Source organism: Amycolatopsis sp. NPDC003731, from assembly GCF_053586895.1.
Genome location: NZ_JBSFNC010000197.1, coordinates 1 through 13,938 on the forward strand (window position 1 = coordinate 1; position 13,938 = coordinate 13,938).

A 13,938-nucleotide genomic window follows, 5' to 3' on the forward strand; every position below is an offset into this window, starting at 1 on the left:
GGTCAACTTCGGGGTGACAGGGCTGCTCGCGCTCACTGGCCACGCGTACCTGGGTGGACGACACGCGAGTGGTCCGGCTGGGTACGCGTGTCGTCCGTTCAGGTACGCGTGTCGTCCGGCTGAGTACGCGTGTCGTCCGGCTGGGTACGCGATAGCGCGCCGGAAACTGTCGGTGCCTGGCGGTAGCGTGGAAAACGGGGGCTGCTCAGGCCGGTTTGCGGGGCCGGAACTCGAGGAACGCGCCGGCCGCGGCCAACGCGCCGGCCGTGCACGCCGCCGCGGTGACCACCTGGGTGGGTGATCCGTGCAGCCACGTCGTGATCAGCAACGCCTCCACGCCGACTGCCGACCACATCAGGACCGTCACGCGGCGGTCGCGGTCGGCCAGCCGTGCGTACAGCAGGATCTGGACCAGCGCCAGCATCGAACCCGCCAGGGCGAACGGCCACACCGGCATCGTGCTGCCCGCGTACCGCGCGCCGCCGATCACCGCCAGGAGCGAGGGGCCCAGCACCAGCGACACCAGCAGCACCAAGGCGTCCAGGCCGCCGCACACCAGCAGCGCCACCGGCAGCACCCGCCGACGCCGGTCGGACACCGCGAACCGCGGCAGCACCAGCACCCCGACCGCCTGCGGCAGCCAGTACGCGATCTTCGTGACGATCGCCCCCAGCGCGTACTCGCCCGCCTCGCCCGCCGGAAGCGTGTGGCGCGCCAGGACCAGGTCCAGGTTGACCAGCAGCACCAGCGCCAGCATCGCCTGCGCCGTGTGCAGCACCTCGCCGCCGTGGCGGTCGGCCCAGCGGGGCCGCGGGCGGCCGCAGAGCTGCCAGCCCGCCACCACCACCGCGAGCGAACCCGCCGCCGCGCCGGCCAGCGCCCCCGTCGGGGACCCCGAGAGCACCAGCCCCACCAGCGATCCGCCGACCTTGCCGGCGCCCTCCAGCGCGATCAGGCCGGACAGCACGGCGAACCGGTGGCTGCCCTGGAGGAGCCCGTGGAACACGCCCAGCAGCGTCAACGGCCCGAGCGCCGCCGTCACCAGCAGCGCCGGGGCCAGCGAACCCAGGTGCAGCAACAGCACCAGCAACGGGCTCAGCATCAACGCCGTCGTCGCGACGATCGCGCTCGTCACGAGGCCGAGCGCGAACAGTGACCCCTGGGACAGCGACGGCGAGCGGGCCACCCGCAGCGCCACCACCGTCTGCAGGCCCATCGCCGGCACGACGCCGATCACCAGCACTGCCAGCAGCGAGCTCAGCTCCCCGAACGCGCCGGGCGCGAGGATCCGCGCGGCCGCCAGGCTCAGCACGTAACTGGCCGCGTTGTTGCCCGCGAGCGCGAGCGAGACGAGGATCGCCGCGACCCGGTTGCCCGTCCGGGCCGGGACTTCGGTGTCTACGCTCAACGGCGGGCTCCCGTTACCGGTGGGTAATGACCAGGGACCATAACCGCGCACGCAACGGAAAGGAAGGGCCGTGGACGCACCGGGCAGGCGGCTGGCCCTTCCCGTGCTGGCGGCCGCGCTGGCGTTCGCCGTCTGCGGGCCCCTGCTCGGCCGCGGGTTCGTCCTGAGCTACGACATGGTGTTCGCGCCCCGGCAGTACTTCGTGCCGGACGCCTTCGGGGTCGGCAGCACGCTGCCGCGGTCGGTCCCCGCCGACGCCGCTGTCGCGCTCGCCACCACCGTGCTGCCCGGCGACATCGTCCAGAAGCTCGTGCTGCTCCTGGCCATCTTCTTCGCCGCCCTCGGCGCGGGACGGCTCGTCCCCACCGAACACCCGGGCACCCGGCTCGTCGCGGCGACGGCCTACGCCTGGACGCCGTACGTCGCCGAGCGGCTGTTCATCGGGCACTGGCCGCTGCTCCTGACCTACGCGGCCCTGCCGTGGCTCGTCGGCGCCGGACTCGCCGTGCGCGCCCACGAACCCGGTGGCCTGCCGCGGCTGGTGATCGCCGGCGCCCCGGCCGTGCTGACCCCGCCCGGCGGGGTCCTCGCGGCGGCCGTCATGGTCGTCGCCGCCGGATCGCGCCGGCTGTGGCAGACGGTTCCGCTCGCCATCGCGCTCAACCTGCCCTGGCTGGTCCCGACGTTCCGCAACGCCGGGGGCACGTTCTCCGACCCGGCCGGCGTGTCGGCGTTCAGCGCCCGCGCCGAAAGCTGGGGCCCCGCCCTGCTGAGCGTGCTGGGCCTCGGCGGCATCTGGAACGCCCAGACGGTCCCGGAAAGCCGGTCCGTGCCGCTGGTTCCCGTGCTGACGCTCATCGTCGTCGCGGTGGCGGTCGCCGGACTGTGGCCACTCGCGCGCCGCTGGGGGAAGGCCCCGGTCCGCTCCCTGACGGCTCTCGGCGTCCTCGGCGTCCTCCTGGCTTCGCTGGCGACGTTGCCGGGCGGCGACACGCTGCTCACCGCCGCGACGCGGTACCTGCCCGGGGCCGGACTGCTGCGGGACGCCCAGAAATGGGTGGCCTGGTGGGCCTTGCCGCTCGCCCTGGGCTTCGCGTTGGCCGTCGAAGCCGCCGCGGCGAAGCTGAACACCGCGCGGGGACGCGTCGGCTTGGTGACGGCGGCGGTCGTCTTCCCGCTGCTGACCATGCCGGACCTAGCATGGGGAGGTTTGGGACGGCTGGCCACCGCGCAGTACCCGGCCGACTGGCAGGAAGTGTCCGAAAAGCTCGGTGACCGGCCCGGCGACGTGCTCGTGCTGCCGCTCTCGGCGTTCCGCGGGTTCGCCTGGAACGACGACCGCACCCAGCTCGACCCGGCGCCGCGCGTGCTGCCGAAACCGGTGCTGATGGACGACACCCTGCTGGTCGGCGCCGAGCGGATCGCCGGTGAGGACCCGCGGATCGGGGACGTCAACGCGGCGACGTCCGCGCGCGAGCTCACCGACGCCGGCATCGGCTGGGTCCTCGTCGAACACGGGACACCCGGCTACGTCGACCCGCGGTTGCTCGCCGGCGCGACGCCGGTGTGGTCGGGTGAGTGGCTGACGCTGTACCGGACCCCGGGTGAGCCCGCCGTGAAAGCGATCTCGTGGGCGCCCGCCTTGCTGGCGAACGGAGTAGCGCTCGCGTTGCTGTGCGTCGCAGTGTTGTGCCGCATGTTACCGATGCGTACATTGGGCCGCGGCAGGATTCTCCCGCCGCGGAAGGAGTGACACGTGGGCACGGTCATCGGCGCGATCGTCGCCGTCATCATCGGCGGCGGAGCGGCGACAGCGGGGGGCTTCGCCCTCATCACCTCGGCCAACCCGGACACCGCCGCTCCGGTGCAGGAGAAGCTCAACGCGCAGGTGAAGTACAACCCGGCCGACCACCCGCTCAAGCTCTACGGGGACCACTGACGCTCGCCTCCGACCACGCCCACCGCGTCGTCGGGCTCTACGGCGACCCCACCGTTTCCTGGAGCATCCTCCTCGAAGCGGAACTCGGCGCGGCCGCACCGGAACCGGAGAAGCTCCGGGCCCGGCTGGCGGCCGCGATCCAGCAGTACCCGCACCTCGGTGTGCTGCCCGGGATCGAGCGGATCGGCGACCTGGCGGAAGTCCGGGATCGCTTCGCTTCGGCGCCCTACGAACGGGACGCGCCGCTGGTGCGTGTCGCCGTCGGCGAGCGGACGCTCCTCATCGCCGCGCACCACGGCGCTCTGGACGGCCTCGGCCTGCTGTCGCTGCTCGGCATCCTCCTCGACGTCCCGGTTTCCTCGGGGGCACGCGGGATCGGTGAACGGACGGGCGGCAAACCCTTTGCCCTTTCGGCCCTCCAGCGGCTCGCTGAGGCGCTTTTCGCGCCCCCAGGCCGGATCACGCCCGACCGAGGGAGCGAGGGCGTGGGAGACGTCTTCGTGGCCTGCCACGAGCCACGCCTGCGGTTGGGGGCCGCGGGGTTCGTCGCGGCCGCCGCCCGCGCCACCGAACGCTGGAACCGCGCGCACGGGGCCCGCACGGCCCGGGTCGTGGCGGCGCTGGGCGCGTCACGGAGGTCCGGTGCGGCGCCGGAACCGGTGCACGACAGCGCGTTCTTCCGGCTGCGGCTGGCGCGCGGCGCGGACGTCGCCGCGGTCCTGCGGGCTCAGCCGCCGGAGCCGGACTTCCCGGCCCGCAGCAGCCGGCTGGCCCGGCTGGGCACGCGGTTGCTGGCCGGCCGGCTCGGGTCGACGTTCCTGGTGTCGAACCTCGGCGTGGTGTCCACCGGGGACACCGTGCGGACGCTGGCGTTCTACCCGGCGGCGAGCGGCCGGTCAGGCGTGGCGTTCGGCGCGGCGACCACCGGCGGCCGGACCACGGTCACCGTGCGGGCCCGCCGCAAGGACTTCGACGCGGCCGCGGCCGCCCGGCTCCTCGGCGAGTTCCGGGACGCGGTGCGGGACCAGGGTCCGGGGCCGGGGGACCGGCTGCCCGGAGACGCTCCGCACCAGTGACTCGAACTGGCCGACACTGGCGTCCCAGCTGTACTTCCCGGCCCGCTCGGCGCCCGCCAGGCCCATCTCCGCACGGCGGAGACCGTCGGCGAGCAGAGCGTCGACCTGCGCGGTGAAGTCGTCGAAGTCGTCGGCCAGCAGGCCGGTCCGGCCGTCCACGATGGACTCGGTGACGCCGCCGGCGGCGCGGTAGGCGACCGAGGGGACGCCGTGCGCCGCGGCCTCCATGATGACGATGCCCCAGCCCTCCTTGACCGACGGGCACAGGTGCAGCCACGAGCGCGCGAGGATCTCGTGCTTGGCCTGCTCGTCGACCCAGCCGTGCAGGACGACCCGGTCGGCGACCCCGCGCGAAGCCGCGTGGTCGCGCAGGACCTCGTCCCACGGCCCCTGCCCGACGACCTCCAGCCGCAGCGCCGGCCAGCGCCGCGCGAGCCGCGCGACGACGTCGATGGCGTGCTCGATCCGCTTGTGCGGCACCAGCCTGCTCACCGCGACCAGGGTCGGTTCACGGTCCCGTCCGGACGCGCAGGGCGGGGGTGCGTCGAGGCCGTTGGGGACCACCGTGACGCGCTCGCGGCCGACGCCCAGCTCGGCCAGTTCCGCCTTGGTGACCTCGGAAACCGTGACGTAGGAGCACTTGCGGAACAGCCACGGCGCCAGCCGCGACTCGATCCACCAGCCGACCCGGCCCAGGGTCTCGCCGAGCGCGCTGATCCACTGTTCCTTGTGGACGTGGTGGACCAGCACCAGCACCGGGCAGCCGGCGACCAGCCGGGCGAAGAACGGCATCCCGTTCTGCACGTCCACCACGAGGTCGGCGCGGGCGTGGCGGATCGCGCGCAGGGCGTGCAGGTAGACGCCGAACTTGTTGCCCCGCCGCCGGTAGCGGACGCCGTCACGCCACTCGCCCGCGGTCGCTCCCGGGTAGGCGGCGCACTGGATCTCGACCCGGTACCCCGCTCTGGCCAGGCCTTCGGCCATCCGCTCGACGTACCGCTCCGAGCCGCCGCCCTCGGGGTGGCCGGTGTCGCGCCAGTTGAGGAGGAGCACACGAGGACGTTGCATCGGGTTTTTCCAAACTGTAGCGACGGTGCTAGGTTACTGGTGCGTACACTCTAGATGAACGTATTCCGGAAAGCGACGGTTCAATGGTGGGTAATCCGGTTCTCGTCGCGACTGCGCAGCCGCATCGCGCCACGCTCCGCCGGTCCGTGACCCTGTTCCGGACATTCCTCACCGAGCAGACCGACCCGGACGGCTTCTATTCCGCGCTCGCCGCCGACTCCGTCCGGCAATTGGCCTCGCACGCTCCGCTGCCGGGGCGCACGGTCCTCGACGTCGGCGGCGGGCCGGGGTATTTCTCGGACGCCTTCCGCGCGGCCGGCGCGGTCTACCTGGGCCTCGACCCGGACGTCGGCGAGCTGTCCGCCCGCGGCGAGCCGGGGGAGAACATGATCCGCGCCAGCGGCACGGAACTGCCGGTGCGCAGCGGATCCGTGGACATCTGCTACTCGTCGAACGTGCTGGAGCACGTCTCCGAGCCGTGGGTCATGCTCGACGAGATGTGCCGGGTGACCAAGCCCGGCGGCACGGTCTTCGCGTCGTTCACGCCGTGGTATTCACCGTGGGGCGGTCACGAGACAGCTCCGTGGCATTTCCTCGGCGGTTATTACGCCCGGCAGCGCTATGCCCGCAAACTCGGGAAGCAGCCGAAGAACAAATTCGGTGAAAGCCTCTTCCCGGTTTCGGTCGGCGCCGCGCTCCGCTGGGCGAAGGCGACGCCGCTCGCCGATCTGGTGGCCGGGTATCCGCGGTACCACCCGGGCTGGGCGATGTGGATCGTGCGGATTCCCGGCCTCCGGGAAATCGCGTCCTGGAACCTGGTCCTGGTGCTGCGGAAGCGCTGATTCAGGTGCGGGCGTAAACCGCCTGGCGCCGCTGCCTCGGCGCCGGCGGCGAGGCCGGGCGGCGGCGGACCAGCAGGTAGACCGCGACGAGGATCAGCACCCCGCCGCCGATGCCGAGCCAGAGCGGGCCGGTGCTCGACAGGAACTCCAGCTTGCCCTTGTTCGCGTCGATCTGGTCGACCATCTGCGCGATCGTCTTGCCGTTGTAGGCGAGCGTCCCGTCGAACACGACGGTCGGCGTGCCGCCGGTGGCGCGGCGCAGTTCCTGGTGCTGCTGTTGCTGCTGCTTCACCTCGACGCCGGTGACCGGTTCCACCCACATCGTGTTGACGCCGCGGTAGTACAGGTCCGCGTCGACGCTCGACTCGGTGGCCCCGACGAGCGAGCCGGGCACCGACTTCGTCTCGAGCTTGGTGTCCGGGATGTCCTGCACGAACTTGTAGGTCTCGATCCCGTTCACCTCCTCGACGCCGGTGAACCGGGCGGTGACGGCCTTGCCCGTGTTGTCGTCGTAGACCGGGTAGTCCTTCTGCTCGGTGCCGAAGGGGAACTTGAAGTTCAGGCCGGGCTGGGCCTTGTAGATGTTCTGCTCGGGCGGCTTCTGGCCGTCCTTGTCGGCCTTGTCCTTGAGCTCGGTGACGTAGCTGCTTTCCTTGGTGCAGCTCGGGTCGGCCGCGCCGCGCGGGTCGTAGCCCTCGGCGGTGCGCCGGTCGAAGCAGACCTGGCGCTTGCTCGCGGTGATCACGGTGCCGTCCGCGTCGTCCTTGACCTGCACCGCGAGCAGCCAGACCGCGTAGTCGGTGTCGGTGTGCATCTCCGGCCGGGCGAAGTTCGCCTGGACGCGGGCGGTGGCGGTCAGCTTCGCGTTTTCCCGGATCTCGGTGACCGGGCCGGTGCCCTTGTCGGTCACGGCGAGGACCTTGCTCGCGGTGCCTTCCAGCACCGACGTCGAATCCTGGTCGAGCGGCACCTTGGCGAGCTTCGGGTAGACGTAGGTCGGCAACAGCACCGCCCCGGCGACCGCGAAGACCCCCAGCGCCAGCAAGATCAGGCCCACAGCTCGTCGCAACGGTCCTCCTGGGTGGACACAAATTACCCGGCGGTAATCAGGTGCACGGATAGTGGCCCGCGCCACGTCGCGCGTCAAAGTGTGACCGGCGGTCACAGACGTCCGGTGCGACCGGAAGGTCGCATGCGCACGGCCGTTCGGACCAAGCGACCAAACATGTTTGTTCCCGGGCACAACGGGCCCGGCCGCACCATCGGACGATCCCCAGCCGCCGCGCCGGACCGAGAAGGAGAAAATCCCTTTTGCCCCAGGACCCCTCGATGGTCGCCATCGCGGCGACCGCGCGCTGGCGGGCCCGGATCGTGGCGGCGGCCGCGAGCGCGGGAATCACCCTCACCGACCCGCTGGCGGGAGTGCCCGGAATCCGGGTGCTGACGTGCGCCTCGGGCGACCTCGCGGCGATCGTCCCCCGGCTGGACCGCGGCACCGCCGCGGCCCGGCCGGCGATCGGAGCGCATTCGGACTCGATCGCCGACCGGGAGCTGAGGGACGCGGTGGCGGACGTCGCGGCCCTGCTTTCGTTGCACGGCAACGTGGTGCTGGACCTCGACGCGGGCGGGCGGCGGTCGCGTCCGGCCCGCCCGGACGTGGTGGTCTCGGCCGGAGTGGACCGTCCCCAGTGGACGGAGCCGGCGGTGACGCTCCCGGTCGGGCGCGACCGGCGGGGCGGCCCGCTGAAGGTGGCCCTGACGGCGGGCCCGGGTTTCGAGGGGGCGTTGCTGGAGTTGGCCCGCTTGGTCGAAGCCGACGCGGCTTAGCCGGTCAGTCCTCGCCGAGGATCGCCGTCGCCCGGATCTCGACCCTCATGCCCGGCGCGCCGAGTGCCGCCACGCCGAGCTGGGTCCAGATCGGGGCGCGATCGCCCATGCGCTTGCGGAACTGCTCCACCATCACCCGCGTGTGGTCGTCGCCGATGGTGTCGTCCGCCGTGGGGAGGTGGAACGAATCCACCGAGACGACGTCCGCCCAGGTGGCGCCCGCCGTGGCCAGGGTGCGCTCCACGTTGTCGAACGCCCGGACGATCTCCTCCTCGAGGTCCGCCGGGAACACCGTGTCGTCGTCCCAGCCGCCCTGGCCCGAGATCTCGACGCGGTTGCCGATGCGGACCGCCTGGCTGTAGTGCAGGGCGGCCAGGTGGCGCGGGCCGTAGCCCGGGGTCACGAAAAACACGGTGTCTCCTCCGATTGACTTCACGCTTGAAGTCAAGCTAGCACAACTTCAAGCGTGAAGTCATCCTGCGGCGGTTAGGGTGCCACCCATGGGCACGGATCACGGAGGCACGCGCTGGCTCAGCCCGGCCGAAAAGGAAGCCTGGACCGGGCTGGTTTCGCTCATCCTGCTGCTCCCGGGCCGCCTCGAAGCGCCGCTGCAGCACGAAGCCGGCCTGACGCTCTTCGAGTACCTCACCCTCAGCCACATCTCGGAGGCGCCGGAGCGCCGCCTTCGGATGAGTGAACTCGCCTACCTGGCCAACGGTTCCCTGTCCCGGTTGTCCAATGTGGTCAAGCGGTTCGAGCAGCGCGGCTGGGTCGAGCGCTCGCCCGATCCCGGCGACGGCCGGTACACCCTGGTCGCCCTCACCGACGCCGGGTTCGAGGTGGTCGAGGCCGCCGCGCCGACGCACGTGCGCAGCGTCCTGGACGTCCTCGACCCCCTCACCGCGGCCGACCAGCAGGCGCTCGCCCGGATCGCCGCCAAGCTGCGCGTCCGGCCCGCCGATCTGGGCCAGGCGTGATGTTCAGGGACGTTGCTCGAGGTTGCGGTGATCCGCGGCGGCCTGTCCCCGGACACCCCGGCTAGGGCCTGTATCGAAGTGGGTCAGAGCCATTCGTTGATGGCCGCGATGTGAACGGTGGTTTCGTAGCGGACGGCGAGCTTGTCATAGCGAGTGGCTACCCCACGGTGGCGTTTGAGCCTGTTGATGCCACATTCCACGGCGTGACGCTGCTTGTAGATCTCGGGATCGAAGGCCGGTGGCCGGCCACCCCTCGACCTCTTGGCCTTGCGGGGCGCGTCCTGATCAGCCTTGCTCGGGATGGTCGCCTTGATCCCACGACCGCGCAGGTGAGCTCGATTGGCCTTCGAGGTGTAGGCCTTGTCCGCCGACACCCGATCAGGACGCGCCCGCGGCCGGCCGACGCCCGGAGTGGTCCCTCCGGGCGGCTCGGCTTGCAGATGCCCCTTTTCCGCGCGCCCGCCGCATGCTGATGCGCCCGCGCGATCGTGGAATCCGCGCTCACGTCCCACGGATTCGCCCGACCGCCTCTGCCGCGGCTTGCAACGCGGTCGGAATCGCCTGCTAGACACCGGCACGTTGCCAGCGCCGGAACAGCCGATAAGCCGCGGCCCAGGATCCATACCCTGCGGGCATGTCCCGTCACGGCGCACCGGTGCGCACCCGCCACCGGATTCCGTCAAACAGCTGCCGTCTGCTCCACAACGACGGCCGACCGGGCCGTGACGACACCGGCAGCAACGGCTCCAGCGCTGCCCACTGGTCGTCGGTCAGGTCAAACCGCCCCGCCGCCGCCAGGGTGTCCACGAGGTCTCCGGTATTCAGGTTCTTCTTGGTCGACGAACCACCTACCGGAGACCTCACCCATGTCGGCTACCGACACGCCCAACAGCGCCGACTCAGCTCCACTTGCTCGAGACGACTTCGATACAGGCCCTAAAGGTCTTCTTCGACCCACTCCAGCAGGTCGCCCGGCTGGCAGCCGAGCACCCGGCACATCGCTTCCAGCGTGCTGAAGCGGACCGCTTTCGCGCGGCCGTTCTTCAGCACCGCGATGTTGGCCGGCGTGAGGCCGACCTTCTCGGCGAACTCCCCGACGCTCATCTTCCGCTTGGCCAGTTCGACGTCGATGCGCACGACGATCGGCATCAGATGACCGCTTCCAGGTCGGACCGGAGCGTGGTCGCCTGGCGCAGCAGGGCGCGCATGACCACCATCAGCAGCCCGATCACCGTGATCGCCACGGTCACCAGGAACAGCAGCATCGGCATCCCCGGGTCGTCCGCGTTGAAGCCGACGAAGAGCAGCATGCCGACGAACACCAGCCACGCCGCGGCCACGGACCACACGATCGCGTCCACCCACTTCAGTGACGCCGTGGTGAAGATCCGGTCCTTCTTGACCAGGGTCAGCAGCTTCCACGTCGCGACGACCACCACCTGGACGCACAGCACCAGGAAGACCGCGATGGCGGTCAACGGCCAGCGCAGCGGCGCGTCGTGCGGGTTCTGCTGCGCGTGGTAGGCGATCCCGCCCGGCAGCGACAACGTCTGGAACACGACGAGGACGCCGAACAGCACCACGAGGAACACTCTGAGCGCGGCGACAGCCCACTTCTCGGTAACCATGCGCCGACTATCGCCGGGTTCCTATCGAAAGTCAATCGGTAGTGATCGAAAAGCGATCATTCCGGCTCGGGATCCAGGCGGACCGACTCGAGTGCGACGTACAGCTCGCCGACGTCGACCGGGTCGGTGAGGTCGCGCTTGGTCAGCTCCTGCACGCGGCGCAGGCGGTAGCGGACCGTGTTCGGGTGCACGAACAGCCGGTCCGCGGCGTCCTTCGCCGAGCCGTGGCCGGCGAACCAGGCCAGCAGCGTGTCGAGCAGGACCTTGCGCTCCGCGCCCGGCAGGGCGAGCACGCCGGCCAGTGCCGAGCGGACGACTTCGCGGGCCATCCCCGGCGCGGCCGCGACCAGCGTCGTCACCGGCGAATCGCCGAACACCACCACACCCGCGGTCGCCGCCGGCAGCGAGCGGCGGGCGATCCGGGCCCGGTGCAGGGCGTCCGGGACGTCGGGGAAGCCGGTGAACGGCCTGCTCATCCCGGCCGCGACCGGCAGCGAACCCAGCACGTCGCGCAGCCGCCGGACGTCCTCGATCCGATCGATCGCGACCAGACCCGCCTCGCCGCCGGGCCGCCACGCCGACCGCCAGCGCCGCGCCCGCAGCAGCGCCTCGACGGAGTCGTGCTCGTCCGGCTCGACGCGTTCGGTGACCACGGCGACGAACATGCCCGCGGTCGGCAGGCCGAGCTCGCGGGCTGCGGCCTCCATCTCGGCCTGACCGGCGAGCCGGCCGCGCAGCAGGTCGTCCAGCAGCCGCGCGTTGGCGTGCGACGGCTCGGCCGCGACCTCCTCGTAGGCGGTGGTCAGCGCTTCCGAGTAGTAGTCGATCGCCTTCCAGACGTAGGAGTTGATCTCGATCGTCCGGGCCGGGTTGAGGAACTCCGGGCCCGCGAGCTCGAGCAATCCTTCGTAGACGAAGGTGCCGCCGATCCGGAACGCGCGCAGCACGGCGGGCAGCGGGATGCCCTGGCGCGCCTGGGCGAGGCCGGTCTTGCGGGCGGCGTCGAGGGAGAGGCCGCGGCCTTCGGCCAGCGCCGTCAGCGCGCGTTCGAGGTTGGCCTCGCAGACCTGCCGCAGCTCGTCCGGGGCGGCGTCGGCCACCTGCCGGTAGAACTCGTCCTGCTCACTGAGCAGCCGGGCGAGGCGGTCGGCGAACTCCGGCAGCCGGGTCAGCATCTCGCGGACCAGTTCGCGGTGTTCGCGAGAGACCGGCCTGGCCGGAGCTTCGATGCCCATTCCTCACTTTAGCTCGGGTCCGCCGCCCGGGACACGCACGAACTTGAGCAAAATTCATGTCCACCGGGTGATCGACGTCGTGAGCTCTTGACGGCTCAGGCCGGTTTGCGCGCGGTCAGGTAGACGTGCGGCTCCGGGCCCGCGCCGGGGTGGTCGGGCACGAACTCGGCCTCGTCCGCGCGGACGATTTCGAGGCCCGCGGCCTGCAGCCGCTCCTTCAGCGGGTCGACGGCGAAACTGTACGCCCGGACCGGGTGCCCCATGAAGACGATGTCGACGCCGTCGACGTCGGCCGGCACGGTGGCGAAGACGAGCAGGCCACCGGGCTTCAGCCAGGCCGCCAGCCGGCCGAACATGGTCTCCTGCTCGGCCCGGGGGAGCTGGAGCATCGAGAAGAAGGCGGTGATCGCGTCCCAGGTGGCGTCCTCGAAGGACAGTTCGCGCATGTCACCGAGCTCGAACCGGGCGGCGGGCACCTGGCTGCGCGCGATCTCGACCATCTTCGGGGCGACGTCGTAGCCGGTGACGTCGTGGCCGCCGGCGACCAGGGATTCGGCGGTGGGGCGTCCGGTGCCGGAACCGAGGTCGAGCACCTCCGCTTCTGGCGGCAAGGCGTCGAGCAGGTCGGTGAGGGCGGCGCGGTGCCCGGTCGCGGTGCGGAAGGCGTGCTCGTAGTCGGTGCCGAGCGCGTCGAAGACTTCGGCGGCGGTTTCGGGGCGCGTCATGCCCGGGACTCTGCCAGACCTAGGATCGCGCCGTGGCTGGTTTGCGGGGTGTCTTCGCCGGGTTCGGCAAGAGCAGGGCGTTCGCGGTGCTCGGGCGGGCGCTCGTGCCGGCCGACCGGGTGCTGCTGCGGATCAGCGGCGGCCGGGTCGGCGTCGGCGCGGCGGTCGGGCTCCGGACGCTGCTGCTCACGACGATCGGTCGCCGCAGCGGCGAACCCCGTCAGGTGCCGCTGCTGTACGTCGCGCGGGAGACGGGGTACGTCGTCATCGGCTCGAACTGGGGCGGCGAGGCGCACCCGGCGTGGTCGGCGAACCTCCTGGCAAACCCGGCGGCGACGGTCGCGCTGAACGGGCGCACGATCGACGTCAGCGGGCGGCTCCTGACCGGGGACGAGCGTCAGGAGATGTGGGACGCGGTGGCGGCGTACTGGCCCGCGTACGACCGGTACGCCACGCGGGCCGCGCACCGGGACATTCGCGTCTTCCTGCTGGAGCCGGTCAGCCGATGAGGTCGGTGTGCCGGATCCGGTACACCTGCAGCCGCAGGTTGTAGTACTTGTCGGTCTCGCCGACCCAGTTCATGCCGAGCCGCTTGGCGACGGCGATCGCCCGCGTGTTGTTCGGCCGCGCGACGGCGAACAGTTCCTCGGTGTCCTGCGTGAAGGCCCATTCGATGAGGGCGGTCGCCGCCTCGGACGCGTAACCCTTGCCCCACACGCCGGGCGTCAGCTGCCAGCTCAGCTCGAGGTCCTCTTCGAAGGGCGGCAGCAGCCGGATGCCGAGGCCGCCGATCACCGCACCGTCCTCTTTGCGCTCGATGGCCCACCGCCCCCGCGGTGGCGGCAGGTTCGGCTGCGCTTCCTGCCAGGCGTGCAGCACCGCGCGCATCGCACCGATGTCGCCGACGCGGTCCATGGCCGGGGTCAGCCAGTGCGTGACGTCTTCCGCGCCGTAGATGGCGAACGCGGCTTCGGCGTCGGCAGGCGTCCAGTCCCGGATCACGAGCCGGTCGGTGCTCAACGGGGTCTCCATACCAGGACGTTACGCCGGGAGGTCGCCGATTGTTCCCGTCGCAGCGCCGCCGGTGGTGTCGCGAATGACTCATTCGGGACCTCCGGCGTCTCGAATGCCGGGATAGCGCGGCCAGAAGGGCCGGTCCCAGGTCCCGGTGGCGCTGATGACGGCCCGCGCGGCCCACGACTCGGCCGGGCTC

At 71.5% G+C, this 13,938-nt stretch carries 18 protein-coding genes; 6 read left to right on the forward strand and 12 right to left on the reverse strand.

From position 1 onward, the window contains the following. Window positions 1–205 precede the first annotated feature (205 nt). Window positions 206–1,408 (reverse strand): polysaccharide biosynthesis protein, encoded by a 1,203-nt coding sequence (locus ACWDN5_RS42630; RefSeq protein WP_310967333.1) that lies wholly within the window; start codon window positions 1,406–1,408, stop codon window positions 206–208. A 70-nt stretch (window positions 1,409–1,478) separates the two neighbouring features. Here ACWDN5_RS42630 and ACWDN5_RS42635 point away from each other — a divergent pair, with 70 nt between their 5' ends. Then, entirely contained in the window at window positions 1,479–3,161 is a 1,683-nt protein-coding gene (locus ACWDN5_RS42635) for a hypothetical protein (protein ID WP_449680275.1), read from the forward strand. A 3-nt stretch (window positions 3,162–3,164) separates the two neighbouring features. Next, a complete protein-coding gene (locus tag ACWDN5_RS42640; RefSeq protein ID WP_310967336.1) occupies window positions 3,165–3,347 on the forward strand; it encodes a hypothetical protein in 183 nt (60 codons plus the stop codon). Here the strand turns inward: ACWDN5_RS42640 and ACWDN5_RS42645 are convergent. Together ACWDN5_RS42645 and ACWDN5_RS42650 are read right to left on the reverse strand one after the other, a co-directional pair. Then, window positions 3,332–3,859 (reverse strand): hypothetical protein, encoded by a 528-nt coding sequence (locus tag ACWDN5_RS42645; protein ID WP_449680276.1) that lies wholly within the window; start codon window positions 3,857–3,859, stop codon window positions 3,332–3,334. The genes ACWDN5_RS42640 and ACWDN5_RS42645 overlap by 16 nt on opposite strands. A gap of 384 nt (window positions 3,860–4,243) precedes the next feature. Next, entirely contained in the window at window positions 4,244–5,476 is a 1,233-nt protein-coding gene (locus tag ACWDN5_RS42650; protein ID WP_449680282.1) for a glycosyltransferase family 4 protein, read from the reverse strand. Between the two features lie 161 nt (window positions 5,477–5,637). Between ACWDN5_RS42650 and ACWDN5_RS42655 the strand changes: the two genes are divergently transcribed. Continuing rightward, window positions 5,638–6,333, forward strand: a complete 696-nt coding sequence (locus tag ACWDN5_RS42655; protein WP_449680277.1) for a class I SAM-dependent methyltransferase — start codon at window positions 5,638–5,640, stop codon at window positions 6,331–6,333. Between the two features lies 1 nt (window position 6,334). On the opposite strand, the gene ACWDN5_RS42660 is transcribed toward ACWDN5_RS42655, so the two are convergent. After that, on the reverse strand, window positions 6,335–7,402 hold the full coding sequence (locus ACWDN5_RS42660; protein WP_449680278.1) for a DUF3068 domain-containing protein: 1,068 nt from the start codon (window positions 7,400–7,402) through the stop codon (window positions 6,335–6,337). A 260-nt stretch (window positions 7,403–7,662) separates the two neighbouring features. Here ACWDN5_RS42660 and ACWDN5_RS42665 point away from each other — a divergent pair, with 260 nt between their 5' ends. Continuing rightward, on the forward strand, window positions 7,663–8,160 hold the full coding sequence (locus ACWDN5_RS42665) for a hypothetical protein (RefSeq protein WP_310967340.1): 498 nt from the start codon (window positions 7,663–7,665) through the stop codon (window positions 8,158–8,160). A 4-nt stretch (window positions 8,161–8,164) separates the two neighbouring features. Here the strand turns inward: ACWDN5_RS42665 and ACWDN5_RS42670 are convergent, their stop codons facing one another. Beyond that, entirely contained in the window at window positions 8,165–8,572 is a 408-nt protein-coding gene (locus ACWDN5_RS42670; RefSeq protein ID WP_310967342.1) for a RidA family protein, read from the reverse strand. An 88-nt stretch (window positions 8,573–8,660) separates the two neighbouring features. Between ACWDN5_RS42670 and ACWDN5_RS42675 the strand changes: the two genes are divergently transcribed. Beyond that, the gene (locus ACWDN5_RS42675) at window positions 8,661–9,137 is read left to right on the forward strand and encodes a MarR family winged helix-turn-helix transcriptional regulator (protein ID WP_310967344.1); all 477 of its coding nucleotides are present in this window, start codon (window positions 8,661–8,663) and stop codon (window positions 9,135–9,137) included. Between the two features lie 83 nt (window positions 9,138–9,220). On the opposite strand, the gene ACWDN5_RS42680 is transcribed toward ACWDN5_RS42675, so the two are convergent. The 6 genes from ACWDN5_RS42680 to ACWDN5_RS42705 form a co-directional block, all read right to left on the reverse strand. Further along, the gene (locus ACWDN5_RS42680) at window positions 9,221–9,511 is read right to left on the reverse strand and encodes a transposase (RefSeq protein WP_396136850.1); all 291 of its coding nucleotides are present in this window, start codon (window positions 9,509–9,511) and stop codon (window positions 9,221–9,223) included. Between the two features lie 268 nt (window positions 9,512–9,779). Further along, a complete protein-coding gene (locus tag ACWDN5_RS42685) occupies window positions 9,780–9,944 on the reverse strand; it encodes a transposase (protein WP_449680279.1) in 165 nt (54 codons plus the stop codon). Between the two features lie 129 nt (window positions 9,945–10,073). Then, window positions 10,074–10,286: a helix-turn-helix domain-containing protein gene (locus ACWDN5_RS42690; protein ID WP_310967346.1), complete on the reverse strand. Its 213-nt coding sequence runs from the start codon at window positions 10,284–10,286 to the stop codon at window positions 10,074–10,076. Continuing rightward, a complete protein-coding gene (locus ACWDN5_RS42695; RefSeq protein WP_310967347.1) occupies window positions 10,286–10,765 on the reverse strand; it encodes a DUF2975 domain-containing protein in 480 nt (159 codons plus the stop codon). The genes ACWDN5_RS42690 and ACWDN5_RS42695 overlap by 1 nt, the downstream gene beginning before the upstream one ends. 56 nt (window positions 10,766–10,821) lie before the next feature. Beyond that, on the reverse strand, window positions 10,822–12,000 hold the full coding sequence (locus ACWDN5_RS42700; protein WP_449680280.1) for a PucR family transcriptional regulator: 1,179 nt from the start codon (window positions 11,998–12,000) through the stop codon (window positions 10,822–10,824). Window positions 12,001–12,095: 95 nt separating this feature from the next. After that, window positions 12,096–12,725, reverse strand: a complete 630-nt coding sequence (locus ACWDN5_RS42705) for a class I SAM-dependent DNA methyltransferase (protein WP_449680281.1) — start codon at window positions 12,723–12,725, stop codon at window positions 12,096–12,098. Between the two features lie 41 nt (window positions 12,726–12,766). On the opposite strand from ACWDN5_RS42705, the gene ACWDN5_RS42710 reads away from it, so the two are divergent. Next, window positions 12,767–13,234, forward strand: coding sequence for a nitroreductase family deazaflavin-dependent oxidoreductase (locus ACWDN5_RS42710; protein WP_310968464.1), 468 nt, complete (start codon window positions 12,767–12,769; stop codon window positions 13,232–13,234). Here ACWDN5_RS42710 and ACWDN5_RS42715 read toward each other — a convergent pair. Next, window positions 13,224–13,757: a GNAT family N-acetyltransferase gene (locus ACWDN5_RS42715; protein WP_310967351.1), complete on the reverse strand. Its 534-nt coding sequence runs from the start codon at window positions 13,755–13,757 to the stop codon at window positions 13,224–13,226. The genes ACWDN5_RS42710 and ACWDN5_RS42715 overlap by 11 nt on opposite strands. Between the last annotated feature and the right edge of the window lie 181 nt (window positions 13,758–13,938).

Bases quoted from the DNA above. Each gene is read 5' to 3' on its own strand.
- ACWDN5_RS42665 (WP_310967340.1), top strand. From the start codon at position 7,663: ATGGTCGCCATCGCGGCGACCGCGCGCTGGCGGGCCCGGATCGTGGCG.
- ACWDN5_RS42675 (WP_310967344.1), top strand. From the start codon at position 8,661: ATGGGCACGGATCACGGAGGCACGCGCTGGCTCAGCCCGGCCGAAAAG.
- ACWDN5_RS42690 (WP_310967346.1), bottom strand. From the start codon at position 10,286: ATGCCGATCGTCGTGCGCATCGACGTCGAACTGGCCAAGCGGAAGATG.
- ACWDN5_RS42695 (WP_310967347.1), bottom strand. From the start codon at position 10,765: ATGGTTACCGAGAAGTGGGCTGTCGCCGCGCTCAGAGTGTTCCTCGTG.
- ACWDN5_RS42700 (WP_449680280.1), bottom strand. From the start codon at position 12,000: ATGGGCATCGAAGCTCCGGCCAGGCCGGTCTCTCGCGAACACCGCGAA.
- ACWDN5_RS42705 (WP_449680281.1), bottom strand. From the start codon at position 12,725: ATGACGCGCCCCGAAACCGCCGCCGAAGTCTTCGACGCGCTCGGCACC.
- ACWDN5_RS42715 (WP_310967351.1), bottom strand. From the start codon at position 13,757: ATGGAGACCCCGTTGAGCACCGACCGGCTCGTGATCCGGGACTGGACG.